Source organism: Mycolicibacterium arcueilense (genome assembly GCF_058536225.1).
Genome location: NZ_JBZTYL010000025.1, coordinates 203,977 through 227,727, shown reverse-complemented (window position 1 = coordinate 227,727; position 23,751 = coordinate 203,977). Strand labels below are relative to the sequence as shown.

The following is a 23,751-nucleotide window of genomic DNA, read 5'->3' as shown; positions in this document are numbered from 1 at the left end:
CGCCGCCAACACCACCGACGTCTGCCAGAACTACCCGCCCAACGACATGTCGGTCTGGGACTGGCACTGATCCGAGGATTTCCAACGGGCTGGGTCCGGCGGCCGACACGGCTGCGGACCCAGCCCGATTCCGTTAGCTCCATCACAATCGGCATTCCGATGCCTCGGCATCTCCCGGCCTGACGGCCCCGTAAATGTAGCTTGACCTGCGGCTACGCGCCGGGCCACGACGGTGGTCTGCCACGGGTGGCCGGGCAGCACCCCGGGTGCACAATCACACCTGTGTCACCGTTTTGCCACTCATTTAAATAGGCTAATATCTCGCTAAGTTTTTAGTTAGCCATTCGGCTAGACAGCGAGGCGTTTCGAGGTGAACATGGTGCACGGGTGCTCCCCCATCGGCTGCCATGCCACCAGCACGACGATGGCGCCTCGCCGCCCCAATGCCCACTTTGCCCACAACCGACGGACCGGTGCCATTTCACGATGACCAACGCGACGAAAAGCTCTCGCCGGAAACAGTTTTCGATTTCTGGCCTGGCCAAGAAGTTCTGGATCCCCCTGATCATCGTCGTGGTGGTGTTGGTAGGCGGGTTCACGGTGATGCGGGTGCGCACGTTCTTCGGCGCAGGCAATGGCTCGGGGATCTCCAGCGCGAAGGTCGATGACACCAAGCCGTTCGACCCCAAGGTGGTGGTCTACGAGATCTACGGCGTGCCCGGCGCGACGGCGGACGTGAACTACCTAGATCTCGACGCCCAGCCCCAGCGCGTCGACGGAGTCACCCTGCCCTGGACGCTGCGTCTGGAGTCCACCGCTCCGTCGGTGTTCCCCAACATCGTCGCGCAGGGCAACGGGGACAGCATCAGCTGCCGCATCACCGTCGATGACGAGCTCAAGGACGAGAGAACCTCCAACGGCGTCAACGCCCAGACCTTCTGCTTGGTGAAATCTGCATGAGCACCCCTGACGCCCCGACCGACGCCTTTTCGGTCACCGGACCGAAAAAGGCCCACCACGGCGGGATCGCCAAGTGGATCCGGCGCCTGGCCGTGCCGATCATCCTCGGCTGGGTCGTTCTCATCGGCATCCTGAACACCGCTGTTCCCCAGCTCGAAGAGGTGGGGAAGATGCGGTCGGTGTCGATGAGCCCCGACCAGGCTCCGTCGATGATCGCCATGAAGCGTGTCGGCGAGGTGTTCCAGGAGTTCAAGTCCAACAGCTCGGTCATGGTGGTGCTCGAAGGCGACGAGCCGCTCGACATCAAAGCGCACGACTACTACGACGAGGTCGTCGCCAAGCTCGAGGCCGACAAGGAGCACGTCGAGCACGTCCAGGATTTCTGGGGCGATCCGCTGACCGCGTCGGGCGCGCAGAGCTCCGACGGCAAGGCCTCTTACGTGCAGGTCTACACCGCCGGTAACCAGGGCGAGGCGCTGGCCAACGAATCGGTCGAGGCGGTCCAGAAGATCGTCGAGAGCGTCACGCCGCCACCGGGGGTCAAGGCGTATGTGACCGGCCCGGCCGCGTTGGCCGCCGACCAGCACATTGCCGGCGACCGCAGTGTGAAGATCATCGAGGCGCTGACCTTCACGGTCATCATCATCATGCTGCTTCTGGTCTACCGCTCCATCATCACGGTGATCCTCACCCTGGTCATGGTGGTGCTCTCACTCTCGGCAGCGCGCGGTGTCGTCGCCGCTCTGGGCTACTACAACATCATCGGGCTCTCGACGTTCGCCACCAACCTGTTGGTGACACTGGCCATCGCCGCCTCCACCGACTACGCGATCTTCCTGATAGGCCGATATCAAGAGGCCCGAAGTGTCGGCGAGGACCGGGAACAGTCGTACTACACGATGTTCCACGGCACCGCGCACGTGGTGCTGGGCTCAGGCCTGACCATCGCCGGCGCCACCCTGTGTCTGCATTTCACGAACCTTCCGTACTTCCGGTCGCTGGGCATCCCGTTGGCCATCGGCATGGTCACCGGCGTTGTCGCCGCTCTCACGCTGGGACCGGCGATCATCTCGGTGGCCAGCAGATTCGGTAAGACACTGGAACCCAAGCGGGCCATGCGCACCCGCGGGTGGCGCAAGATCGGCGCCGCGGTGGTGCGTTGGCCGGGACCGATCCTGATCGCCACCATCGCACTGTCGCTGATCGGTCTGCTGACCCTGCCGGGGTACAAGACCAACTACAACGACCGCAAGTACCTCCCGGCGGATCTACCGGCCAACACCGGCTACGCCGCATCCGACCGCCACTTCTCACAGGCCCGGATGAACCCCGAGCTGCTGCTGATCGAGAGCGATCACGATCTGCGCAACTCGGCGGACTTCCTGGTCGTCGACCGCATCGCCAAGCGAATCTTCCAGGTGCCCGGCATTTCTCGGGTTCAGGCCATCACGCGTCCGCAGGGAACGCCGATCGAGCACACCTCGATCCCGTTCCAGATCAGCATGCAGGGCACCACGCAGATGATGAACATGAAGTACATGCAGGACCGCATGAAGGACATGCTGGTCCAGGCCGACGAGATGCAAAAAACGGTCGACACGATGGAGAAGATGCTCGCGTTGACCAAGGAAATGTCGGATACCACCCACAGCATGGTGGGCAAGATGCACGGCATGGTGGTCGATGTCGCCGAAATGCGGGACCACATCGCCGATTTCGACGACTTCTTCCGTCCGATCCGTAACTACCTGTACTGGGAACCGCACTGCTTCGACATCCCCATGTGCTGGTCGATGCGTTCGATCTTCGACACCCTTGACGGCATCGACACCATGACCGACGACATCCAGAAGTTGATGCCGGACATGGATCGTCTCGATGAGCTCATGCCACAGCTGGTCACGATCATGCCGCCGATGATCCAGACCATGAAGAACATGAAGAACATGATGCTGACCATGCAGGCCACGATGGGTGGTCTGCAGGATCAGATGGAAGCGATGATGGAGAACCAGACGGCCATGGGCCAGGCGTTCGACGCTTCCAAGAACGACGACTCGTTCTATCTGCCACCGGAGACCTTCGAGAACCCGGACTTCAAGCGCGGCATGAAGATGTTCCTATCCCCTGACGGGCATGCGGTGCGGTTCATCATCAGCCACGAGGGCGACCCGATGAGCCCAGAGGGAATCTCCCACATCGATGCGATCAAGAACGCCGCCAAGGAGGCCATCAAGGGCACCCCGCTGGAGGGGTCCAAGATCTACCTCGGCGGCACCGCGGCCACCTTCAAGGACATGCAGGAAGGTGCCAACTACGACCTGCTGATCGCCGGAATCGCCGCGCTGTGCCTGATCTTCATCATCATGTTGATCCTGACGCGCAGCGTGGTGGCGGCGGCGGTGATCGTCGGCACCGTGGTGCTGTCCCTCGGCGCCTCCTTCGGCCTGTCGGTGCTCATCTGGCAGCACCTGATCGGACTGGAGCTGCACTGGATGGTGCTCGCGATGGCGGTCATCGTGCTGTTGGCCGTGGGCGCGGACTACAACCTGCTACTGGTCTCCCGATTCAAAGAGGAGATACACGCAGGCTTGAACACCGGCATCATCCGCGCCATGGGCGGCACCGGGTCGGTGGTCACCTCGGCAGGCCTGGTGTTCGCGTTCACCATGATGTCGATGGCAGTCAGCGAGCTCGCCGTGATCGGCCAGGTGGGCACCACCATCGGTCTGGGCCTGTTGTTCGACACCCTGGTCATCCGCTCCTTCATGACCCCGTCGATCGCAGCCCTGATGGGCAAGTGGTTCTGGTGGCCGCAACGGGTGCGTCAGCGTCCCCTGCCGGCGCCGTGGCCCACTCCCGTCCAGCGTGACCCGCAGGACTCGCTGGTCTAAACGGCCTGTTCCAATCCGGACTTCAAACCGGACAGTTTGACCGGCCAGCCGTGCGAGATGATCTCTCGCACGGGGCCGGCGGGATCGAAACCATCGTGGACCACCGTGAGCTTCACCTGGTCCCCGACCGGTTCGATGTCGAACGACACCCGTGACCGGGGTTCGGCCGCCGCCTCGGCAAGGATCTCCTCGTTGAGATCGGGGGCTATCTGGGTCAGGTCGGGCGTGAAGGTGTGGAACGTGAAGGCGAGCCGCTGATAGGGATCGGACTCGACGACGACCTGCTCGGGGTCTTCGATACGCAGCCCGCCTTCGACCCAGGTGTAGGTCGAGCCCTTCTGCCAGTCGGATTCGATGGCGTGTCCCATGTAGCTGCCGGAGAACGCCGGGTTGGTGAGCGCCTGCCACAGCCTTTCCGGTGTAGTGCGGATATAGGTGGTGTACACGAACTCGCCCGGAACAGAGGGGCGCTCCAGGACCGTCTTGAGGTCTGTGAGGGCCTCTACCCTCGTCGAGTCGTAGCGGTCGATCCAGCGGTCGGCGATGGCATTGATCGGTTCGGGGTTGAGGTAATGCAGTTTCTCCCGCCCCTGACGCAGCGTGGTGACGAGGTTGGCCGCCTCCAGCACCGCCAGATGCTTGCTGACCGACTGCCGGGCCATCGACAAGCCGCTACAGAGCTGCCGCAGGCTCTGTCCGTCGCTGTCGTTGAGGCTGTCCAGTAGCAGCCGCCGACTCGGGTCCGCCAGCGCTTTGAAGACCTCGTCCACCCTCACCGTCCCGTCATAGCCCGGGCGCCCGGGCTCTTCGGTCAATCATGCAGCCATTAGGCTGCATGTCAAGGGACGCCGCCGCCGGGGATCGCCGCCGCAACCGCGAATCAGAGCGCCCGATCGGGGCCCGCCAGCCACCATTCAACGGGGTGGCGCCGTTGCCGGATTTACCGCGCCGCGTCGATCCGCCTGCGATCGCGTCCACGGAGAAGCCCGTCGCCGCCCGGGACGCCCTCCAGGCGCGCAGGCAGCCGGTCGAGGTTCGAAATACCTTTAACATCAATGTAATTCGGACACCGCTTGCGTTGCGCAAGCTTTTGATCGACCCGTGGACTGTCAGCACAAGCCCAGTGCCACAGCACTATTGGCGATTGTCCGACACGTCCACCGACGCCTGGCAAACACATTCCCCTGGCAACCGAATTGCGCGCGCAGGCAACTGCACTCAATCCGGAGATGCGTGAAACAGTCCATATCAGGCACCTCTTGTGAACGGAGTCACATATTTTGCCCGGCCAAAAACGGCTCTGCTAGCGTCCCGCCGCATGTTTGCTATCGCGACGCTTATGGCGCTTGTCCAGCAGGTTTCGGGCACGCCGTACATCTCGGGTGGAGACTCGCCGGCCGGCACCGACTGCTCGGGGCTGGCTTCCTGGGTCAGCAATATGGCGACCGGCCGTCCCGTCTACGGCGACCGGTTCAACACCGGAAATCAGGAGCGTGCGCTCCTGGCCCGCGGCTTCAAGTACGGGACCCAGCCGGGCGCCCTGGTGATCGGCTGGAACGGCGGCCACACCGCCGTGACCCTGCCGGACGGCACGCCGGTGTCCTCGGGCGAGGGCGGCCACGGCGTCCGGGTCGGTGGCGGCGGTGCCTACCAGCGCCAGTTCAGCCATCACATGTACCTGCCCATGGCGGCAGAAGCGCCGCAGGAGGCGCCTGCGGACGTGCCGATGGACCCGTTCGCGCCCCCGCCACCTCCGCCGATCGATCCCATGGCCGCTCCGGCGCCCATGGACCCCTTCGCGCCCCCGCCACCCGTCGATCCGATGGCCGCTCCGGCCCCGATCGATCCATTCGCCCCGCCGCCGCCGGCCGATGCCGTCCCGCCGGTCGCCCCGATGGATGCGCCGGCGCCGATCGTCCTGGACGTCCCGCCCCCTCCGGCTCCCCCGGCGCCCGACGAGCCGGCCCCGATGGCCGTCTGACATCACACCGGTCGGTGGCCGGCCAACCGAGAGCATTCGGATAGCGTCTGGATGTGCTCGTGCTCCTGCCACCATCGGAGACCAAACGCACCGGCGGGGACGGCCCGCCGGTGCGTTTGGACATTCTGAGCTCGCCAGAGCTCACCCCGCTCCGCCAATCTCTGATCGACGAACTGGTCACCCTGGCCGCCGACCCACCGGCCAGCCGGACAGCCCTAGGCATCTCCGCCGGCCAGGACGCCGAGATCGAACGCAACGCCGCCCTGCGCCAGGCGCCGACGATGCCGGCCATCGAGCGATACACCGGGGTGCTCTACGACGCCCTCGACGTCGGGTCGCTCCGCGGCGCGGCCGTCGCACGAGCCCGCCACCGGCTCGCCGTCGGATCCGCCCTGTTCGGCCTCCTGCGCGCCGACGATCCGGTGCCGGCCTACCGGCTGTCCGCTTCGTCCAAACTGCCCGGACAACCGGGCCTGGCCAAACGTTGGCGCCCGCTGTTGGAACCCGTCCTCGCCGATATCGCCGCAGGCGAGCTGATCGTCGATCTGCGGTCCGGCTCCTACGCCGGGCTGGGCCGGATCCCCGGTTCGGTTCGCGTGCAGGTTCTCGCCGAACATGCCGACGGCCATCGCACCGTGGTCAGCCACTTCAACAAGGCTCACAAGGGCCACCTGGCCCGCGCGCTGGTCAGCTCCCGCAGCGAACCCGACAGCGCAGCCGGGGTCGCGGCGGTCGCCCGCCGTGCCGGCATGCACGTGGAACGCGACGGCGATGAACTGACCGTCGTGGTACCGGCCTGACGTTCAGGCTGCGTCGAACGGCTCGCCGTCGAGAGCCTGCGATGGTCGCCCGTCGGGGCCTTGGGGCACATCCCCCACCAACGTCACCCGATACAACCGGCGGTCGTGTTCGCCCGTGAGATCCGACGGTGCCAGATGCACGGTCGCGCGGTTGTCCCAGAACGCGATGCTGCCCGGCTCCCACTTGAACCGCACGGTGTACTCCGGACGCACCAACTCGTCGTAGAACAGGCCGAGCAGGCGGCGACTCTCGTGCGGTGACACGTCAACGATATGGCTGGTGAAACCCGGGTTGACGTAGAGCGCCCGCTCCCCCGTCTCCGGGTGGACCCGCACCACCGGGTGCTCGGTCAGCAGCGGACGGCGATTCACCCGGCGCTGATAGTCCTCGGTTGCGGTCGTGCCGTCCGGTGGTGCGAACCGGTGCACCGCCCTCAGTCCGTCGGCGAGCCGCCGCAGCGGTGCGGACAGTCCGGCGTAGGCGGCGACGGTGTTCGCCCACTGGGTGTCCCCGCCGTAGGGCGGGATCACCTCTGCCCGGAGTATCGATGCGGCAGGCGGATTCACCGCGGCGGTGACATCGGCATGCCAGTTGGCCTTGTCGTAACCGCGACTGCTGCCGTACCGGGCCTTGAACCGGTCGGCGAAAATCGGATAGATCGTCGGGTAGTCCGGGTCGGGGATGGAATCGAACAGCGGATGCGCCGGGGTCGGAGAGCCGAAGGCCCGGGCCAACCGAAGGTGATCGTCGTGGCCGATGAACTGGTCGCGGAAGAACACCACCTTCCATTTGAGCAGTGCGGCACGGATTTCGGCGATGTGCTCATCGAGTAGCGGTGCGGTGAGATCGATTCCGTGGATCTCGGCACCGATCCAGCCGGACAGTGGCCGAACGCTCAGTGCGGACGCCAGTTGTGTCATCAGTGTTCTCCTCGATTCAGTTTGGAGCCGTTAGGATTTCAGCGATTTCGGTGTGACACCGTCGAGTTCGTTCTGCGCAATGACGATGTCGTTGTACCGACCGTCCACAAAGGGCTTCACGTCAACGCGGCCCTTGATCGTTCCCGTCTCGTGCAGACCGTCGGCGACGGTCTGGAACAACGCCGTGGACTGCTCGTCGATCGGGTAGTACGAGGCGATCCCGTCCTCTTCGTAGAGCTTCTTGCCCTGGTCGAAGGTGATGCCCTGAACCTTGACGTAGTACTGGTCGATCCACTGGTCGGCATGCGTGTCCTTCCAGTTGTTGGCTGCGACGGCGCGTCCGAGGTAGTCGCCGATCGCCGCCACCTTGGCGGGATCATCGAGTACATCCCTTCGCACGATCAGGGTCTGAATGCCGGTGTTGATGCCCTTACCATCACCGAGGATCGGCGGCTCTCCCAATTGGTAGTACTGGTTACCCAGCACGATGGCGGCATCGACCGCGCCGGCGGCGAACGTCGGCACCACCTCTGCCCCAGCGAGTTCCACCGGCTGCACATCGGTTCGCAGGTCCAGACCGTGGCGCTTGAGCAGCCCTGCGGTCACCATGTGGCGGCCCGACCCGGGCGGATAGGCGACCCGCTTTCCGCGCAGATCCTCGATGGTCCTGACCCCGCTGTCGGGGCGAGCCACCAGGTAGTAGCCACCGCTGGTACCCGGATTCGCCTGCAACCCGATGGTCACCAGGTCTGTGACGCCACTGTCCACCGCGATCGGTACCGGTGCCTCACCGATGGAGCCGACGTCGGCCGCGCCCGACCGCAGTGCCTCGATGACCGCGGCGCCGCCGCTGAAATCGGCGAAATCGACCTCGTAAGGTGTTCCCTGGCCGGCATTGGCCAGGTTCCACGGCAGCGACTGTGTCCCGTTCTGCTCGGCGACGACGAGCTTGGTGCCGGCCGGTACCTCGGTCTTGGCGGCGATCTTCACCGTGTCGATGGCGCCGCCGGACTCGTCGTCGGACAACCCGCACGCGCTGAGCAACAGCGGAACCAACAACAATGCGGCGGAGCGCAACCGAACTCGACGGTCAAATGGCATCTGATGGTTCCTTGTCTTCGGATACGCCGAGTTCGGACAGCAACCGCTTTCGCAGCGCGGTGAATTCGTGGGTGTCACGGGCGCGCGGTTTGGGCACCGTGACGTCGACATCGAGAGAGATGACGCCGTCGGTCAGCACGATCACACGGTCGGCGAGCAGGATCGCCTCATCGACGTCGTGGGTGACCAAAAGGACCGCCGGGGTGTGTCGGCGGTGCAGATCCATCAGCAGGCCGTGCATCCTGATCCGCGTGAGCGCGTCGAGTGCGCCGAACGGTTCGTCGAGCAGCAGTAGCTGCGGTTCACGCACCAGGGCCCGGGCCAGCGCGACCCGCTGCGCCTCTCCGCCGGACAATGTGCGTGGCCATGCCTTGGCCTTGTCCGCAAGATTGACCTCGCGCAGCGCCGCCAGCGCGCGCCGTTGTACCGCTGCGCCGGCGGGCAATCCGATCGTCACGTTCGCCAGCACCCGCTGCCACGGCAGTAATCGGGAATCCTGGAAGACGATCGCCCGCCGCTCGGGCACCCGCAGGTAGCCGTCCACGTCGCTGTCGAGAGCGCCCAGTGCCCGCAGGAACGTGCTCTTGCCTGAACCACTTCGGCCGAGCAGGGCGACGAACTCGCCGGCTCGGATCTGCAGATCGAGCCCGTCGATGATGACGTTGTCCCCGAACCGCTTCCGGATGTCGCGGGCGATCACCACCGCCGCCGCGTCAACAGGGGCGGGCAGCGTGTCAGTCCCCGTCATAGGCCCGCCTCCAGGTGAGAAGCCGGCCTTCGAGGAAGCGCACCACCAGAATCGAGACAAGCCCGAGAATCGCGTACACAGCGATCAACACGAAGACGATGTCGATCTGGAAGTACTCGCGGGCGTCGGTCATCATCCGGCCCAGTCCCTTCTTGGCATTGATCGTCTCGGCGAAGATCAGCGACAACCAGGACGCCGTCAGCGCCAGCCGCAGGCCGACCAGGAATCCCGGAAGCGATCCGGGAATGATGACCCGGTAGATCATTTCGGCCCGGCCGGCACCGAACGATCGCGCCGCCTCAACCAGCGTGGCATCGACGCTGCGGATCGCGCTGAACGTGTTGATGTAGATCGCCACGGCAACGGCGAGTGTGATCAGCAGGATCTTCGGCAGCTCGCTGATGCCGAACCACACGATCAGCAGTGGCACCAGCGCGAAGTTCGGAACCGCGCGCAGCACTTCCATGTTGGCATCGACGAAGTTCTCCCCGATCCGGGACAGCCCCGAGATGAGGGCCAGCCCGAGGCCCAGCACGATGCCGAACGCGAGGCCGTATCCGACGCGCAACAGACTGGCGGTCAGATGCTCCTGAAAGGTCCCGTCGGCGATCAGCGTCCACGCGGCACCGAGCACCCGGGTCGGCGGCGGCACGGTGCGCTCGTCGAAGATGCCGACCGTCGAGAGCAGCTGCCACAGTCCGACCAGCAGCACCGGGCCCAGAAGCCGCTGCACCGAACGCGGCACCAGCGGTTTGCGCTGTGCCCGCCGGACCGCCGCCCGCGGGTCGACCAGTCCGCTGGGCGGGTCGGCATGCGCGACACCGGTCGGTCGCGACAACAAGATGGCCATCTCAGGCAGCGCCGAAGTAGTCGCCCGAAATCGACTCCGAGGCAACACCATCGGGGCCCACCGGAATGTCGCCCACCAGGGTGATGCGGTGCAGCACCCGATCGCCCTCGACGTGTTCGAAGTCCCGCGGTGCCAGGTGCAGGACGGCGCGGTTGTCCCAGAACGCCACACTGCCCGGCTCCCACCTGAATCGCACCGAGTACTCGGGCCGGGCGATCTCCTCGAACAACAGATCGAGCAGGTGCCTACTCTCCCGGGCCGAGAGATTGACGATCTCCCGCGTGAAGGACGGATTGACGTAGAGAACTTTCTCCCCGGTCTCCGGGTGCACCCGGACCACCGGGTGGATCGTCGCCAGTGGATTACTGCGCACCAGGTCGCCGATCTTCTCGTTGCTGCGTTCGGCCGATGCCGTCGAACCGAATCGGTGCTCGGCACGCAGCTCGTCGACGAGCGCCTGCACCGACGGAGACAGACCCGCGTACACCGCAGCCACATTGGCGAACTGAGTGTCACCCCCATAACCGGGCACCTGCTCTGCTCGCAGGATCGAATGCGACGGCGGGTTGATCAGCGGCGTGACGTCGGCGTGCCAACCCGGACCGTTGGGACTTTGCCGCTTGCGGTACCTGGTGCCGTAGCGATGGTCGTAGGCGGCCGGGGACACCGTATGAATCTGCGGGAATCCGACTGGGGCAGAATCGCCCTCGTAGGGATGACCCGGGGTGACTTCGCCGAACTGGGCACCGAACGCGATCTGCGACGCGTGGTCGAGGTCCTGCCCGCGGAAGAACACCACCTTCCACCGGTGCAGGGCCTCGCGGATCGCCGCCACCTGTTCGGGCGGCAGTGGCGCGGACAAATCGGCCCCGTCGATCAACGCTCCGGTGAATCCCGACAGCGGACTGATAGTGAGTCCCGTGGAAGACATGGCCACACTCCCCTCGAAAGCGGCTGCATACATCGGCCATTCGAAGCTACCGACGCTGCCCGCAGGGCCAACCGGTTTGAATCGACGTGACGGGAAGTGCCGTCGTGGAGCGGGTGACCGATTTGTCGTTGCCGGCCGCGGACCGAGTTGGTCATCCAAATCGCTTCTGCCTGCGGCGCACTGACTCTTTGCGAGGATACGACTGCGAATGTCACTGTTGCCGAGCTACTTTCAGCGCAGCGCTGCCACAGGAGCTCGACCGACCCACACCCCGACCGGATTTCGGCGAATTCCCGGGTGTCACCCACAGCGCCCGGTCTCGTCGTGCACAATATGAGCTCGCGTCAGCGCCCGTCGCCTGTGCCACGCCCATCACACCGCCGTTACCCGGGAGCAAGCTTGGTCACCTTCCCAGTCTCCACACCGCATCCGCCGTATCAACCGGTTCGCCGTGGACGTCACCGGAAGGCGCCGCAACGACAGTGGCTGCCCGTCGGGATCGGGGTCGCCGCCGCAGCCGTGGTCAGCTCCATGCTCACCGCGTTCGTCATCATCACCACGTTGGCTTCCAAATTCTCCGCCCGGGATTCGGTGTACGCCGTCGGCGCCAGAACATATGAGGTGAAACCGAACCGCCTACCGGAACCCGTCGCCACCGAACGGTCTGCCGCCGCTTCGGCCACCGCGGCATTCGCCTCCGACGGATCCGGTTTCGTCGACTCCCAGGCGCGGTGCCGCGACAACCAGACCGCCAGGGCCATCGGGCGCACCGAAGGCTCACTCGTCGTGATCTGCCTGGATCGCACCGGACGCCTGGAATACCACGGTGTACGGCTTTCCGACCGGGCCGCCCTGGCGGCGTCGGCGGACCTCACACCGGGCCGCAAGTTCGTCGCGCGCAACTTCCAGGCGAACTACGCAGTCTCACCGACCGAGTTGCTGGTCACCTCGGGAAGCGCGGTCCTCAAACGCGAACCGATGGTCGAGTACCGCGAGATCCTGTCCACACCGGTGGTCGTCGCGCCGCGGTAACCACGCTAAACTGGCCGCTCATCGGCCGTGCGGCGGGAGATCGATGTCCACTTTCTGGCGGTACGTCCGCATCCAGGTCATGGTGTTCGTCTTCGGTATCGTCGGGCCGATCTTCCTCATCGTTTACTTTGCCGCGCAACCCGATCCGACACTCAAGTGGATGTATTTCGTCGGCCTGATCCTGACGGGGGCCGAGGTACTGATCGCGCTCGAGCTGACCCGTCGAAGTACGCCGTCGGACACCACCGTCGAACTCCTGGAGTGAGGTGACATGGATTCCTCGTCGGCATTCGAACTCGCGGCCACCGATGCCATCGGGCAGGCGGCACTGGCCGCATCCGGTGAGGTCAGTGCCGTCGAGTTGCTCGAGGCTGCGATCATCCGGGTCGAGGCGACGCGCACCCTGAACGCCGTGGTCACCGACCTGTTCGACCGGGGGCGGGCCCAAGCCGCGGCACTCGACGAGTCCGGCGTACTGCGCAAGGAGCAGGCCGGGCCGCTGGCCGGGGTGCCGTTCCTGCTCAAGGATCTGGGTGCCGCACTGGCCGGTGCCCGCGAGGCGATGGGCTCGCGGGCGTTGCGCGACCATGTCGCGACCGAAAACGCGTGGACGGTGGACCGCTACCTGGACGCGGGCCTGGTCGTGTTCGGAAAGACCAACACCCCGGAGTGGGGCAACCACTGCACCACCGAACCGTTGTTGTTCGGTCCCACGATCAACCCGTGGTCCCCCTCCGTCACCCCCGGCGGGTCCAGCGGAGGTTCGGCCGCAGCCGTGGCGGCCGGCGTGGTGCCCGCTGCCTCGGGCGGGGACGGCACCGGGTCCATCCGGGTGCCCGCCTCCTGCTGCGGCGTCGTCGGTCTCAAGCCACGGCGCGGGCGGTCGTCCTTCGCCCCCGATGGTGGCCACGGCCTCGAAGGCCTCGTGAACGGACACGCCCTCACCCGCACGGTGCGCGACAGCGCGGCTCTGCTCGACGTCATCGCCGGCACCGCACCCGGTGATCCGTACAGCGCCGCGGCTCCTGCCGTCCCGTTCCTTCAGTCGGCCGCGCAGACCCCGTCGCCACAGCGCATCCTCATCGCCACCTCGTCACCGTTTCCCACCGACCGGATCGACCCGGAGGTGGTGGCTGCGGTCGAGGCGACCGGCCGTCTGCTGGAAAGCCTCGGACACCACCTCACTCCCGGGGCCCCGACGATCGATCCGGATGCCGTCGCCGACGCCATCGCGGTGCTGCACACCGTCAGCAACGCAGAACTACATGACCTGGCCGCCGCCCATCTGGGACGAGCACCCCTCGAAGACGAATTCGAGCCGAGCACCTGGGTGATGATCCGGGAGGGCTTCACCACCACCGGACTGGCGTACGCGAACGCGATCTCCGCCGTCCACGCCCAGACCCGCCGTTTCGCCCGGGAAATGGCCGGTCACGACGTGCTGCTGGTGCCGACACTGCTGACCGGTCCGCCGCCGTACGGACTGCTGAATCAGCCCCGGGGCACCACCCGGGCCTTCTTCGACGTCGAGTTCGCCACCACCGGTTGGACCGCCTTGGCCAATGTCACCGGTTGGGCCGCGATTTCGCTGCCGCTGGGCCAGACCGCCGAGGGCCTGCCGATCGGCGTGCAGCTGCTGGCACCCGACGAAACCGTGCTGCTCAGCCTGGCCGGCCAACTCGAGCAGGCGGCCCCGTGGGCCGGCCGTACCCCGCCCCGATGGGTGGGCGCTACCGCTGTGAGCTGGCCGCCTATCCTCTGAGTCGAACTGTGCGCCACTGTGGTGTGCGCCTCAGCAGCACAACTACATCAGGACACCGTCTTCAAAGGAGTAGACAACCTCATGGTGAACCAGCAGCAGGCCGACAAGATGACCACGGGCAAGGGCTTCATCGCCGCGCTCGACCAGAGCGGTGGGTCCACCCCCAAGGCGCTGCGTCTCTACGGGGTCGAGGAAAGCGCCTACTCCTCCGAAGAGGAGATGTTCGACCTGATCCACCAGATGCGGTCACGCATCATCACCTCGCCGGTGTTCAACGGTGACCGCGTGCTCGCCGCGATCCTGTTCGAGCAGACCATGGACCGCTCCATCGAGGGCAAACCCACCGCCACCTACCTCTGGGAGGACAAGGGCGTGGTGCCACTGCTCAAGATCGACAAGGGCCTGGCCGACGTCGAGAACGGCGTGCAGGTGATGAAGCCGATGCCCGGCCTGGACGATCTGCTCGCCCGCGCGGCCAAGGGTGGCATCTTCGGCACCAAGGAGCGTTCGGTGATCGGCGCGGCCGACGCCGAAGGCATCGCGGCCGTGGTCGCCCAGCAATTCGAGGTGGCCAAGCAGGTGTTGTCGCACGGTCTGATCCCGATCATCGAACCCGAGGTCACCATCTCGATCTCCGACAAGGCCGAGGCCGAGGACCTGCTCCGCGACGAGATCACCAAGAACCTCGACGCGCTGCCCGCCGACCAGAAGGTCATGCTCAAGCTGACTCTGCCGACTCAGGCCAACCACTACCAGTCGCTGGTCGAACATCCCAAGGTGATGCGGGTAGTGGCGCTGTCCGGCGGCTACTCGCGCGATGACGCCAACAAGATGCTGGCCGAGAACACCGGCGTGATCGCGAGCTTCAGCCGCGCGCTCACCGAAGGCCTGTCGGCGCAGCAGAGCGACGACGAGTTCAACGCCACGTTGGACAAGTCCATCCAGTCCATCTACGACGCCTCGGTCGCGGGCTAGACGCGGACCCGGCGAGGCACACAGATGGTCATCCCGATCGATCGCCCCAAACTGGAGGGCAATGTCGCCGTCGGCGACGGCCGTCAGCTCGGCTTCGCCGAATTCGGTGACCCGCAGGGCCGTGCGGTCTTCTGGCTGCACGGCACCCCGGGAGCGCGTAGGCAGATCCCGACCGAGGCCCGGATCTACGCCGAGCGCAACCACATCCGGCTGATCGGGGTGGACCGGCCCGGCATCGGTTCCTCCACCCCGCACCAGTACGACCGGGTACTGGATTTCGGTGACGATCTGCGCACCATCGCCGACGTCCTGGGCATCGACAAGATGGCCGTCATCGGGCTGTCCGGTGGCGGCCCCTACACGCTGGCCACCGCGGCAGCCATGCCCGACCGGGTCGTGGCGGCCGGGGTGCTCGGCGGTGTGGCCCCGATGATCGGCCCCGACGCGATCAGCAGCCCGCTGATGCAGCTCGGTGCGGCAGTCGCGCCCATCCTTGAGGTGGCCGGTGCGCCGATCCGGTTGGCCGCCTCCGGACTCATCCGGCTGATCCGTCCGGTCGCCTCCCCCGCCCTCGAGATCTACGCGCGGATCTCCCCCGAGGGCGACCGGCGCATGCTGGGCCGGCCCGAGTTCAAGGCCATGTTCCTCGACGATCTGCTCAACGGCAGCCGCAAGCAGCTGGCCGCCCCGTTCTACGACATCGTGGTGTTCGAGCGGGACTGGGGCTTCCGGCTCGACGAGGTCAAGGTTCCGGTGCGCTGGTGGCACGGCGACCATGACCACATCGTGCCGTTCGCGCACGGTCAACATGTGGTTTCCCGGTTGCCCGATGCGGTGATGACCGAGCTGCCCTACGAGAGCCACCTCGGTGGTCTGGGCTGCGCCGAGGAGATCATGGGCACCATGATCACGATGTGGGACACGGCCGGCACCGACTGAACCCGTTCAGGGGTTGACCTCAACCATTGTTGAGGGGCGAGGCTGTCGTCATGACCACCTCGATGACCCGGATCCGGACCGATCTGTGGGAAACGCGCACCGACACACCGTTTCCCGGATTGACCACCCACGCCTATCTGTGGACGCCCGCCGGGCACAACGCCCTGTTCTACAGTCCGGCCAGTGACGCCGACTTCGCCGCGCTGGACACGCTCGGCGGAGTCGACGACCACTACCTCTCACACCAGGACGAGGCGGGACCGATGCTGGCCCGCGTCGCCGAGCGGTTCGGGTCGAGGTTGCATGCGCCCGCCGCCGAACGCGAGACGATCGGGCGGCACAGCCCGATCGACGTCCCGCTGGGGTCCCGCCATCTCGACGACCGCGGTGTCGAGGTGATCCCCACCCCGGGGCACACTCCCGGCAGCACGAGCTATCTGGTTCAGGGCGCCCAGGGCCGGTACCTGTTCACCGGGGACACCATGTTCGTCGCCGGCGACGGGCGATGGTCGACGTTCGTGATCCCGGGTGTCGGTGACGCCGCAGCCATGGCGGACAGCCTGAACCTGTTGGCGAGCCTGCAACCCGATGTCGTCATCTCCAGCGCGTTCGGGGCGCGGGCGGTCACTGTCCTCGACGAGGGCGCTTGGCCGGCATGCGTCGAGCAGGCGCGGCGCTCGATACCGGTGACCCGCTGAGGTTCGAGTAGCGCACTACTCTAGGCCCGGCTCCGGCCCGCTCCGATACTTCGAGCAACTGGTGATGTGCCAGCGGTCCGGAGGTCGGCAATGGCAACGATCGGCAAACACGCAGTGGTGCTGGGCGCGAGCATGGGCGGGCTGTTGGCAGCCCGGGTGCTGGCCGAGTTCTTCGAGACGGTCACCCTCGTGGAGCGCGACGTACTCCCCGGCGGTCCGGCCCAGCGGCGCGGGGTGCCGCAGGGCCGGCATGCCCACGGACTGCTCAGCGGTGGGCTCCGGACACTGGAGAAACTCTTTCCCGGCCTCCCCGAAGACCTGGCCGCCGACGGCGCAACGGTGCTGGGCGGTGAAAACCTGTCCCTCATCTCGCTGACATTCGGCGGCCACAAGCTCAATCTCAGCCGGGCACCGGAGCAGCCGATCGATTCCTATCTGGCCAGCCGACCGTTCCTGGAAGCACATGTGCGAGACCGGGTGCGCGCCATCGACAACGTCGACGTGCTCGACGGGCATGACGCGGTCGAGCTGCTGATGACCGGCACCCGGCGGGTGACGGGCGTCCTGGTCGCCGGCCGCGACGGTGGTACCGGCAGGGCGATAGCCGCCGATTTGATCGTCGACGCGATGGGACGCGCCGGCCGGACCCCGGCGTTCCTCGAAAGTGCGGGATTCGGGCGTCCGGCCGAATCACGGGTCGAGGTGAAGGTCGCTTATTCCAGCCAACTGTTGCGCTTCACCGGCAGCGCGCCCCGCGATCGGCTCATCCTGGTCGGCGCCGTACCCGAAAGACCTTACGGTGGTTCATTGTTCGCCTACGAAGACGACACCTGGATGCTCACCACGGCGGGCATGAACGGACATGAACCACCGGCCGATCTGGCCGGGATGATCGACTTCGTCGAGGATCTGTTCCCGGCCGATGCGATCGCGGCCCTGCGCGGCGCCCAACCGCTGGAGCCGGTGGCCACCTTCCGTTATCCCGCGAGCGTGCGTAGGCGGTACGAGCGCATGACCCGTTTCCCCGATGGTCTCCTGGTGTTCGGCGACGCCATCTGCAGCTTCAATCCGGTGTACGGACAAGGGATGTCGGTGGCCGCGCTCGAGGCGCTGGCGCTGCGCGACTGCCTGTCCCGAGGTGCCGATGATCTGGGTCCCCGATTCCTGCGCGCGGCCGCCGGCTGCGTCGACACGGCATGGCAGATGGCGAGCGGCGCCGACCTGGCGCTGCCGCAGATACCCGGCCATCGCCCGGTCTCGGTACGGGTATCCAACTGGTACACCCAGCACGTGCTCGCGGCCGCTGAGTCCGATCCGGTGGTGACCGAGGCGTTCTTCCGGGTGATGAACCTGATCGACCCACCCAGCAGACTGCTGCACCCGTCGATCGTGGCGCGGGTGGCGCGCGGCGCCCCGCGACGGCTCCGCGCGGTGCGTGCCGCGCCCGCGGCAACCCCGGTCGCGGCCGGCACCTGAGGGCGGCAGGTTCAGTCGCCAACTCCCGTGAGCGCCCGGCGCAGCAGGTGCATCGCGACCGTGGTGGCCCGCTCCCGGATGTCGGAACGGTTGCCGGGGAGTCGGAGGGTGCGGGTGATGGCCACCGGCCCCGACCGCACCGCGAAACACACGGTGCCGACCGGCTTTTCCGCGGTACCGCCGTCCGGGCCGGCGATCCCGCTGATGGCCACCGCGGTATCGGCACCGAAATGGTGCAGCGCGCCGGTGACCATGGATTCGACCACCGGTTCCGACACCGCGCCGTACTCGGCGATCAGCACCGGATCCACGTTCAACAGTTCGGCCTTGGCCTCGTTCGAATAGCTGACCACCCCGCCGGCGAAGTAATCCGAACACCCGGGGATGTCGGCCAACCGGGCGGCCAGTAGTCCTGCGGTGCAGGATTCCGCAGTGCCGATCCGGTGCCCGGCGAGCAGGCCGGCCACCTGCTGGTCCACGGTCGCGCCGTCCTCGGAGTACAACGCGGCACCGTGCCGGTCCCGCAGCAGGGCCAGCAGCGCCTGGTAGGCACCGGCGGCGTCGGGCTCGTAGCGGGTGACGATCTCGAGTTCGCCGCGACGCAGGCACGTCGTGATCTCCAGTGCGTCGAAGCCCGGGACGGACCCCTCGGCGTCACGCAAGGTCTCGGCCAGACCGGATTCGGCGAGGCCGAACATCCGAACCATTTCCTGCCGGTACTCGGTCCGACCCGAAATCGCTTGTTGCACAGCCTCGGTCGCGACAGCGGTATGCCACATCGGCTGCAGTTCCCGCGGCGGGCCGGGCAGGACCACCACCGTCGGGCTGCCAGGAACCACGACACCGGGGGCGGTGCCGACGGGTGCCAGAACCTCCGCGCCCACCGGCACCATGGCCTGTTTGCGGTTGGCGGCGCGCACCGAGTCGAAATCCACGCCGGGCCGGTCGCCGATCAACTTGCGCAGGATGGCGGCGATCCGCTCCTCCATCGCCTCGTCGAGCACGAGTTCGCGGCCGCAGAACTCGGCGACCGTCGCCACGGTGAGGTCGTCGGCGGTCGGTCCGAGCCCGCCGCTCGTCACGATCAGGTCCACGCCCTCATCGGCGAGGAACCGCAATTGTGCCGCGATGTCGCGGGGCCGGTCACCGCAGATGGTGATGTGTGCGAGTTCCACCCCGAGCTCGAGGAGCTGATCGGCCAGCCACGGACCGTTGCGGTCCTGAACCCTGCCGGTGAGAACTTCGGTTCCGGTTACGACGATGCCTGCGCGTGCGCTCACCCCGTGAACATTACGCAGCACGTGTCGGACGCGGCCTAGAAGCTGTAGCCCAGCTCGGCCGGAACATCGCTCACGAACGCCGCACCGAGCCGCTGCAGCAGGGCTGAGTCCTTGCTGCGCAATCGGTTTGCGGCAACGAACGCGTCCGGGTGATGAGCGCCGAGATAGAGACTTCCGAGGACGTCGAGGTCGAGTTCGACGTCCGCCGGCGCCTCAGTGGGCGTACACCGTGCGCGGCCTTCTCGAACCTGCAGGGCGAAGCGTCCGCCGTCGCCGCGGAAACCGTCCGCGACCTCCAGGACGACGTCGAGGTCGGCGTGATACCGCCGCGCCTCGAGAGCCACCGGGATGTTCATGATCCGGATCCACAGGTCGTCACTGCTCGAGGTCACGCGAGCCAGCCGTGGATTGGTCAGCAGGTAGGGCAACGGATCGCCGGGGTGAGTCCAAACGCTCACCTTGTCCATGAGGTCCATCCCGAGCAGGGCCCGCCACAGGGCGATGTAGGCGTCGGTGGTCACCGCGGTGACGTCGCGGACGCGCAGCGTCCGGGATTCCTCGCCGTGAACGCGATACAGCGCGTAGCCGTCGGGGTGCAGGAACGCGAACCATGCCGAACCGCCCTCGCGGGTGTCCTCCCGGTCGGCGAGCACGTCGTCCCACAGCGCCGTCGTACACGCCAACCCGCCCGGGGTCTGCCGTCGCCAGCGGTCGTAGATCGCGGAGAAGGCGTCGCGGTGCTCGACAGGTTTGACCATGCGGACACCACCGGGGTCGGGGACAGAGCCATGGAACTCGGCGAACCTGCGGTCAACGGTCATCAGGTGCACGGTGGTGGCCGGACCGTAACCGAATCGGCCGTAGATTCCGCCCTCGCTGGCGGTGAGTGCGGCGATCGGATATTGCGCCTCCGCGATCCGCTGGTGCAGCTCGGTGTACATCGAGCGCAGGATGCCGCGGCGTCGATGGGTGGGAGCGACGGCCACATAGCTGATTCCCGCCGCGGGCAGCGTTGCGCCGCCCGGAACGGTCAGGGTGAGGTCGAGGAAGATCGACTGTCCGACGATGTCGCCATCGCCGTCCCGCGCCACGACACCACCGTCGGCAGGCACCAGCTCGCGCCATGCCGCCATCGAATCGGGGTGGTTGACCTCACCGAACGCGGTGTTGCCGAGCAGCGCCATGCCCGCCCAGTCAGCGTCGGTGATGCTCTGTATCGCGAGCGGTGTTGTCGAGGGTGCCACGTTGTCGATCACAGAATCCGACAGTGCCACACCGTCACCGACGAGGGCGACCGATTTTCCGGCCGCCCGACCGGGACGGCCGGTGACTCAGCGCTTGAGCCAGTTGTTCAGCGTCGCGAGTTCGCGGGTGTAGGTGGTCATGATGTCGTCCTGGTACAGCGTCGCCCCGCTGATCGTGGTCGGCCCCTGCCACACCACCCTGATCCGGTTCGCACCGCGCTGGTAGACGTCCACCCGGTCGAGGTCACGGTGCAGCCATCCGCCGCTGTCGGCCAGCCGGCCGACCTCATGGCGCTCATCGGTTGTGGTCATCAGCCGATCCTATCGTCGTGCCCGCTGGTCGATCGGTACCACCGTCGGTGCACTGTTGTACCCGCCGACCCGGACCCAGTTGGGTCCGTGCTCCGATCCGGTCACCGTGCCGCTGATCTCCGTCGTCTCGCCCGGGTACACGGTGACGTAGTTGTCGGAGTATTCGATCGGGAGGATCTCGTCACCGTCGCGGGTCGTGGTGATCTCGGCCCGCTCGAAGAAGGCGATCTGACGTCCCGGATTGTGCAACCGGATCACCACGCTCGCGCTGCCGTCGGTCGACTCGGTTCGGTGCGCGGTCACGTCCAGCCGTGCGGGTCCCATGGTGTTGAGCGGTGTCAGGTCGGCCCAGCTGCTCTGCACCAGGTCGAAGGCCTGGTCGTTGACCGGGGGCCCGACATCGTCGAGTTTCTGCGACTGCCAGTACGTGTTGTCGGCGACCACGGCACCGGACTCGTCGAGCAGTTCACAGCGGATGAACACCACCGGTGAGTCCAGGGCCAGCCGCGGCAGCGTCAACCCCGGCACCACCCCGTTCGACGGCACCGCCGGCACCTCGGAACTGCGGTCGTCGCGCATCCGGCCGGTCAGGTCGTAGGTCCGCACCCGCACCCGAAGACCGGTCCGCTCCTGCGGCGACTGGTTGACCACCTTGACGGCGGCGGTGTCGTGGTCGCCGGTCGCGTACGAGTCGAAGACGACCGACAGCGGGCGCAGCCCCTTCTTGGCTCCGAAGTACGCGCCGCCGGGCCGCAGGTAGTAGTCGAAGAGGTGGCCGAAGAACGACGGCCAGTGGTTGTTGAGCATCCAGTAGATGGTCATCTTGTGGTTGTCCCACCCGCCTGCGGCGAACGCCTCGAACTGTGCGCGGGTGGACTCGTAGTGGGCAAGCTGGGCCTTGCGCGCGAATTCCTCTGCGCCGCGCGATGATCCGTAGCGCTGCATGACCGCGGTGCGGATGCTCTCCAGGGCCGCGTTGCTCGGGTTCGCCCCGGCGTGGAAGTACCAGGCCTCGTTGATCGGCCACAGCTTGTCCGGCGGGATGAACTTCTGCAGGCTGGCGAACGGCGGGATGTGTTCGTTGTCGCCCTGTTCGGCATTGGAACCGCGGGTGGCCTGATAACGACCGTCGAACCAGTAGCTCGGCGGGCGCCACGTATACGGGCCTGCCATGTGGATGCCGTCCCAGTCCGGCTCGCCGTTGGCGTCGCGGGCCAGCGACGACACCGTGTCGACGACGGTGTTGGGCCAGTGCAGCTCACCCAGGATGCGGCGGTAGCCGTCGAGCACCGGCGCCGGGGGCTTGCCGTCGCTGCCGTTGGCCCAGAGGAACGCCGACGCGTGTCCGCGCAGCGACAGGATCTGCGAGCGCATGCTCTCGTCGGCCACCCGCCGATCCTCGTCGTCCCACTGCCACCACTTCTCCCACTGGTTGCAGCACATCCACCCGTACATCAGCGGGATGCCGAGTTCGTCGGCCCGCTCGATGATGTTGTCGCCCGGGAACTTTCCCTCCAGGCGCACCATGTTCAGCCCGAGGTCCCGGACGTATCCGAGGATGGCGTCCTCTCGCTGCGGGTCGTACTGGAACAGCAGATCGGGCGTATATGCCGCACCCCGGACCAGGAAGTCGCGCCCGTTGACGGTCAGGTAGAAGCTGCCACCGCGGCCCAGATCGGGGAACTGTTCGTCGTTGTCGCGGTGCTGCGCCACGGTGCGGATACCGAATCGGGAATCCACGGTGTCGATCGGCCGTCCGTACCGCACGAACTCCAGCCGCAGGTCATAGAGGTCCGGCCGGCCCATGGTGTAGGGCCACCAGAGGTCCGGGTTGCTCACCTGCAAAGCCGCGAAAGTGTCCGGGTCGAACCGGATTTCCCGCTTCTCCCCCGGCGCCAGGCTGACCGCTTGATCCACCGAGATGGTCGGCTTTCCCGGCCGGCTGATCCGGGCCCGAACGACGCCTCGCATCGGAACGTCGGCGGTGTTGCGGATGTCGGAGTAGACGGTGAGCCGCGCATGCGAGGTGTCAGGCAGCGGCAACGCGGTGGTGACCAACGGGTCGCTGAGCACGACCTGCCCCGAGAAGCTGAGGTAGACGGGTTTGAAGATGCCCGCGTTACGGTCGGGCACATAGGAATTGCCACGCAGCGGGTTCTTGTCCGGGCCCTGATAGCCGATGCGGTTCCAGTTGAGCCAGTCCCACCAGCTGTCGGCGAGCTCGACCCCGTCGATGTCCTGCAACGCCTGCTCGGGAGTGACCCTGACCGCCAGCGTGTTGGCGCCGCCGGGGTTGATCCACGGCGTGGCGTCGATCTCGTGGATCGTGTGCATCCCTACGAGCAGGGAATTACCGGCGATCATGGTGCCGTTGAGCCAGACCTCGGCGCGGTAGTTGATGCCGGGGAAATCGAGCCGGTAGCTGGAGCTGCCCTGCGGAGCGGTGAACGTCGTCCGGTACCACCAGTCCTGGCGGAACAGATCGTCGGGCACATCGGCCAGGTTGTCCCCGACGTACAGGTCCGGGTAGGTGCCGTCGTCCTGTAGCGCCGCCAGCACCGTCGAAGGCATGTGTTTGACCTCGTGCCAGTCGGCCTCGACCGCGCCCGGGGTCGACAGCGCGGCGCCGTCGGCCGTCACGGTGCGCGCCGAGGCCAACTGCCAGCCCTGTGCCAGCTCCACCCGTCCCGACGGCGGCTCCGGGGTGGCGAACGGCGGGAAATCGGCGGCGCACAGCGAGAACACCAGCACCGCGGCAACGACCAGGCCGACGAAACCCGTGAGGCTCAGGCCTGCGCGGCGACTCCGGGCGGAAATGGGCAGCTCCTCACAGACCGGTACGGCACC

Annotated in this window: 22 protein-coding genes; 12 read left to right on the top strand and 10 right to left on the bottom strand. The window is 66.6% G+C overall.

The window, feature by feature from the left end:
• From AC4LGL_RS24185 to AC4LGL_RS24175, 3 genes are all read left to right on the top strand, one after another.
• Positions 1–70: DUF5078 domain-containing protein (locus AC4LGL_RS24185; protein WP_491840431.1), on the top strand; the 70-nt coding region annotated here is incomplete at its 5' end.
• Between the two features lie 416 nt (positions 71–486).
• Positions 487–960, top strand: coding sequence for an MmpS family transport accessory protein (locus tag AC4LGL_RS24180; RefSeq protein ID WP_082448981.1), 474 nt, complete (start codon positions 487–489; stop codon positions 958–960).
• Positions 957–3,854 carry an MMPL/RND family transporter gene (locus AC4LGL_RS24175; protein WP_491840975.1) on the top strand — a complete coding sequence of 966 codons (2,898 nt, stop codon included), beginning with the start codon at positions 957–959 and terminating at the stop codon, positions 3,852–3,854. Before AC4LGL_RS24180 ends, AC4LGL_RS24175 begins: the two co-directional genes overlap by 4 nt.
• Here the strand turns inward: AC4LGL_RS24175 and AC4LGL_RS24170 are convergent.
• Positions 3,851–4,624: an ArsR/SmtB family transcription factor gene (locus AC4LGL_RS24170; protein WP_491840991.1), complete on the bottom strand. Its 774-nt coding sequence runs from the start codon at positions 4,622–4,624 to the stop codon at positions 3,851–3,853. The genes AC4LGL_RS24175 and AC4LGL_RS24170 overlap by 4 nt on opposite strands.
• A 548-nt stretch (positions 4,625–5,172) precedes the next feature.
• On the opposite strand from AC4LGL_RS24170, the gene AC4LGL_RS24165 reads away from it, so the two are divergent.
• Both AC4LGL_RS24165 and yaaA read left to right on the top strand, forming a co-directional pair.
• Positions 5,173–5,835 (top strand): C40 family peptidase, encoded by a 663-nt coding sequence (locus tag AC4LGL_RS24165; protein WP_491840974.1) that lies wholly within the window; start codon positions 5,173–5,175, stop codon positions 5,833–5,835.
• A gap of 53 nt (positions 5,836–5,888) precedes the next feature.
• Complete coding sequence (gene yaaA / locus AC4LGL_RS24160) at positions 5,889–6,635, top strand: peroxide stress protein YaaA (RefSeq protein ID WP_491840973.1); 747 nt, start codon at positions 5,889–5,891, stop codon at positions 6,633–6,635.
• A 3-nt stretch (positions 6,636–6,638) separates the two neighbouring features.
• Here yaaA and AC4LGL_RS24155 read toward each other — a convergent pair whose 3' ends face one another.
• The 5 genes from AC4LGL_RS24155 to AC4LGL_RS24135 are packed head-to-tail and all read right to left on the bottom strand — an operon-like array spanning position 6,639 to position 11,186.
• Positions 6,639–7,556, bottom strand: coding sequence for a TauD/TfdA dioxygenase family protein (locus AC4LGL_RS24155; protein WP_491840972.1), 918 nt, complete (start codon positions 7,554–7,556; stop codon positions 6,639–6,641).
• A gap of 30 nt (positions 7,557–7,586) precedes the next feature.
• Positions 7,587–8,657, bottom strand: coding sequence for a PhnD/SsuA/transferrin family substrate-binding protein (locus AC4LGL_RS24150; RefSeq protein WP_491840971.1), 1,071 nt, complete (start codon positions 8,655–8,657; stop codon positions 7,587–7,589).
• Positions 8,647–9,405, bottom strand: coding sequence for an ABC transporter ATP-binding protein (locus AC4LGL_RS24145; protein ID WP_491840970.1), 759 nt, complete (start codon positions 9,403–9,405; stop codon positions 8,647–8,649). The genes AC4LGL_RS24150 and AC4LGL_RS24145 overlap by 11 nt, the downstream gene beginning before the upstream one ends.
• Entirely contained in the window at positions 9,392–10,255 is an 864-nt protein-coding gene (locus AC4LGL_RS24140; RefSeq protein WP_055114363.1) for an ABC transporter permease, read from the bottom strand. Before AC4LGL_RS24140 ends, AC4LGL_RS24145 begins: the two co-directional genes overlap by 14 nt.
• A 1-nt stretch (position 10,256) precedes the next feature.
• Positions 10,257–11,186, bottom strand: coding sequence for a TauD/TfdA dioxygenase family protein (locus tag AC4LGL_RS24135; RefSeq protein WP_491840969.1), 930 nt, complete (start codon positions 11,184–11,186; stop codon positions 10,257–10,259).
• Between the two features lie 399 nt (positions 11,187–11,585).
• Between AC4LGL_RS24135 and AC4LGL_RS24130 the strand changes: the two genes are divergently transcribed.
• The 7 genes from AC4LGL_RS24130 (at position 11,586) to AC4LGL_RS24100 (ending at position 18,068) form a co-directional block, all read left to right on the top strand.
• Positions 11,586–12,218, top strand: coding sequence for a hypothetical protein (locus AC4LGL_RS24130; protein WP_491840968.1), 633 nt, complete (start codon positions 11,586–11,588; stop codon positions 12,216–12,218).
• A gap of 43 nt (positions 12,219–12,261) precedes the next feature.
• A complete protein-coding gene (locus AC4LGL_RS24125) occupies positions 12,262–12,483 on the top strand; it encodes a hypothetical protein (protein WP_055114366.1) in 222 nt (73 codons plus the stop codon).
• A gap of 6 nt (positions 12,484–12,489) precedes the next feature.
• Positions 12,490–13,980 carry an amidase gene (locus AC4LGL_RS24120; protein WP_491840967.1) on the top strand — a complete coding sequence of 497 codons (1,491 nt, stop codon included), beginning with the start codon at positions 12,490–12,492 and terminating at the stop codon, positions 13,978–13,980.
• Positions 13,981–14,061: 81 nt separating this feature from the next.
• Positions 14,062–14,955 (top strand): fructose bisphosphate aldolase, encoded by an 894-nt coding sequence (locus AC4LGL_RS24115; protein ID WP_055114370.1) that lies wholly within the window; start codon positions 14,062–14,064, stop codon positions 14,953–14,955.
• Positions 14,956–14,979: 24 nt separating this feature from the next.
• Complete coding sequence (locus AC4LGL_RS24110) at positions 14,980–15,894, top strand: alpha/beta fold hydrolase (RefSeq protein ID WP_491840966.1); 915 nt, start codon at positions 14,980–14,982, stop codon at positions 15,892–15,894.
• A 50-nt stretch (positions 15,895–15,944) separates the two neighbouring features.
• Positions 15,945–16,592, top strand: a complete 648-nt coding sequence (locus AC4LGL_RS24105) for an MBL fold metallo-hydrolase (protein WP_491840965.1) — start codon at positions 15,945–15,947, stop codon at positions 16,590–16,592.
• 90 nt (positions 16,593–16,682) lie between these two features.
• Positions 16,683–18,068 (top strand): FAD-dependent oxidoreductase, encoded by a 1,386-nt coding sequence (locus tag AC4LGL_RS24100; RefSeq protein ID WP_491840964.1) that lies wholly within the window; start codon positions 16,683–16,685, stop codon positions 18,066–18,068.
• An 11-nt stretch (positions 18,069–18,079) separates the two neighbouring features.
• Here AC4LGL_RS24100 and AC4LGL_RS24095 read toward each other — a convergent pair whose 3' ends face one another.
• The 4 genes from AC4LGL_RS24095 to AC4LGL_RS24080 form a co-directional block, all read right to left on the bottom strand.
• Positions 18,080–19,348 carry a competence/damage-inducible protein A gene (locus AC4LGL_RS24095; protein WP_491840963.1) on the bottom strand — a complete coding sequence of 423 codons (1,269 nt, stop codon included), beginning with the start codon at positions 19,346–19,348 and terminating at the stop codon, positions 18,080–18,082.
• A 35-nt stretch (positions 19,349–19,383) separates the two neighbouring features.
• Positions 19,384–20,616 (bottom strand): enhanced intracellular survival protein Eis, encoded by a 1,233-nt coding sequence (locus AC4LGL_RS24090; RefSeq protein ID WP_491840990.1) that lies wholly within the window; start codon positions 20,614–20,616, stop codon positions 19,384–19,386.
• Positions 20,617–20,679: 63 nt separating this feature from the next.
• On the bottom strand, positions 20,680–20,904 hold the full coding sequence (locus AC4LGL_RS24085; protein WP_055114375.1) for a hypothetical protein: 225 nt from the start codon (positions 20,902–20,904) through the stop codon (positions 20,680–20,682).
• A 9-nt stretch (positions 20,905–20,913) separates the two neighbouring features.
• Positions 20,914–23,655: a glycoside hydrolase family 2 protein gene (locus tag AC4LGL_RS24080; protein WP_491840962.1), complete on the bottom strand. Its 2,742-nt coding sequence runs from the start codon at positions 23,653–23,655 to the stop codon at positions 20,914–20,916.
• Positions 23,656–23,751: the final 96 nt, after the last annotated feature.